Origin of the sequence: Campylobacter sp. IFREMER_LSEM_CL2090, from assembly GCF_025771865.1 — a bacterium.
Lineage (GTDB): Bacteria > Campylobacterota > Campylobacteria > Campylobacterales > Campylobacteraceae > Campylobacter_D > Campylobacter_D lari_D.
Map to the genome: position 1 here is coordinate 1 of NZ_JAKMRA010000024.1, position 3,055 is coordinate 3,055.

Annotated in this window: 1 protein-coding gene; it reads right to left on the bottom strand. The window is 27.5% G+C overall.

Translation table 11 applies throughout. The features are described 5' to 3' along the window. On the bottom strand, positions 1 to 2,993 hold a 2,993-nt coding region (locus L8V85_RS08235), incomplete at its 3' end, for a DEAD/DEAH box helicase family protein (protein ID WP_263737819.1). Between the last annotated feature and the right edge of the window lie 62 nt (positions 2,994 to 3,055).

The window sequence follows — 3,055 nt, forward strand, 5'->3', positions numbered from 1 at the left end:
TCTTTGATCTTTTTATTTTCTTCTAAATCTTTAAATTCTAAAGCAAATAAGCCATTATCTTGTGTTTTTTTATCTAGATAATCAAGACTATCAGCTAAGGCTATATTTTTAAATTTATCTAAAGTATTTATCCTTTCACTACCAGTTTGAGTAATGTTAATAAGCGCTATATAATAAGCAAGCAAGATTATATCTTGAGCAAAAATTGCTTTTTCGTATTTGTTTTTGAAATTTTCATCGCTAATTAAGTCATTTTCTTTACTTAATAATCTTGTGATAAAACTTCCAGTTCCAGTGAATGGATCAAAGATTTTTACATTTTCATCGTTAAAATCTGTATTAAAATGTCTTTTTAAAAGCTCATTAACAGAATGAAGTATAAAATCAACCACTTGTATAGGAGTATAAACTATGCCTAATTTTTCAGCTTGTTTTTTAAAAGCCGATCTAAAGAAGGTATCGTATAAGTTTTTAATGAGTTCTTGTTTGCTTTTTTGACTTTTTGCTAATTTTACATTTTCTTCTACGTTTTTATAAAAGGCTTTTAAAGATCTTGTTTCTTCATCATCTAAACCAAAGGTATTTAACTTTTGATTTACTTCATCAAGAGCTTTTCCTATAGGATTATCATCCATATTTTTATCAAATAAAACATCAAATATAGGTTTAGTTATAATGTGAGAACATATCATATCTATGGCTTCATCTTCTTTGATGTTTGGGTGAATATTTTCTTTTAAGGAAGTTAAAAATTCTTCTAAAATTTCAGGATGATCTTTAAAGATAGCATTTAATCTTATATTTAATTTTTCTACTATTTTAGCTGTTTTTACACTAAAGCTTTGCCAGTAACCTTTATCGCCAAGCTTAGTTGGTATGGCATTATACATCGTGTTTGCAAGTTCGCTTAAGGTGAAGCTATCAAACAAGCTTGGCTCATAGTTTTTATCTGTATTATTTGAGCTTTCATCTGCCACATAATCAGCCACAGCTATTTTGATCTTTTCTTTAAATACAGCCTCATCTACTAAGGTATCATCGTGACTTCTTAGGGCTTTTAAGATATTCCATATATTTAAAAAATTGGTATTTTTTATAGCCTCATCTAAATTTGAAAGCTCATTCTCGCTTAATGCTAAAGGCAGTATGATATAACCTGTTTTTTTATTTGGAGCTTTTCTCATTACTCTACCTACTGATTGGATTATATCTACCATAGAATTTCTTCCATCAAAAAATACTACACTATCTAAAGCAGGTACATCCACACCTTCACTTAAACATCTTGCATTGCTTAGTATATTACAAGTATTTTCTTTTGGGGAGTTGAGATTATTTAGTTTGTTTAATCTTATATTGGAGTTCATAGTTCCATCAACATGATCTATGTTTATATCAAGATTTTTAAAAGAATCTTTTTTTAATGCTTCATCATAGCATTGCATAATAATTTTAAAAGAATTGGTTATATTTTTAGAATCTCTTATGCTTTTGCAAAAATTTATAACTCTTCTTGAAATATTACTATCCATTTCTTCTAAAAAGTCATTATCTATTTGGTTATTTTCATCAAGAGCAACTAAATCATTTCTTGCTAAACCTTTATGCGTACCTATGATTTTAGATACAAAGTCTATATCTACATATTTTTCATCTACATTTTTTTCATCTTTTAATTTTGCTATGGCTGTATTTGCTATGTTTGCAATACCTTCTTGTTTGATAGCTAAAATAATAACTTTATAATCGGTAAGTAAGCCTTTTTCAACTGCTTCTCTAAAATTAATACTATAAATTTCATCTCCAAAAATTTCTTCATCATCCATAGAAAATACTTCATTATCACTTTCCAAAGCTTTGCTTTTTTGAGAACTAGAATAAATCTTTGGAGTAGCACTCATGTAAATTCTTTTTTTGGCTTTGATGTTTTCATCACTATGGCATAGAGTAAAAGTATTTAGTTTATCTTTTTCCTTACCTGAATATAAATTTCCTACACTTCTGTGAGCTTCATCGCAAATGATTAGATCAATCTCATCTAGATCGTTTTGTTTTTGAGCTTGCATGATTTTTTCAACACTTTGATAAGTAGAAAAGATGATAAATCTTTTGTTGTCTTTTTTAGCTATATCGTAAGCTTTTTTAATGCTTTGTGTATCAGTAGAAGCAGGAATGGGCAATTCTAAAATATCTATATCATCTTCAATGCTTTTACCTGATTTACTATCTGAGCATACAATAGAAGCAACAAAATCATCAGTTTTCTCTTTGCAATATTCTCTAAATGTTTGCCCTACTAAAGCTATACTAGGAGCTAAAAATAAAACAATGGAATTTTTAGGAGTAATTTCTTCTATAATTTTTAAAGAAGTAAAAGTTTTCCCAGTACCACAAGCCATGATAAGCTTGCCTCTTGTATTATTTTTGTTTGCAAAATATTCTTTTGTGTTATTTATGGCTTGTATTTGATGTTCTCTTGGTTTTTTCTTTGCAGTAATTGGCAGCTCTAAAGAATTATTTGGATCAAATTTATCCCAACTTATGTTTGAATTTAAAAAATCTTCTAAAGTGATCAATTCTATAGGTGTGTTTTTTAAAATTTGCTCCATCTCTTTTTTAGCGTTTTGAGTAAGATTGCTAGTACTTATAATAATGCCTTTACTAAATTTAATCTCCCCTATTCCACTTTGCAACTTGCTAAAATAAGTACTTAAATCTTTAAAATCTACTTTTGAATTTTCATAAAATTTACATTGAACTGCAATATAATCATCATCTTTTGTTTGAATGATTAGATCAATACCACAATCTTGCCCATCTTTTTTATCCCATTCATCCCAAAGATAAATATTTTTATAAATATTTGCTGTATCTTTTTCTTTTAAAAGATGTTTTGAAAGTTTTTCAAACATAGATCCCTTCGATCTAGTGTTTAAATTTGCTTTTTTTAATTTTTCTAAGATGATTTCAAAAGTAGTTTCGTTTGCACTCATTAAAACTCCTAAGCTAATAATATAAAGAATATATCAAAAATTAACTTTGTAACTTATAAATA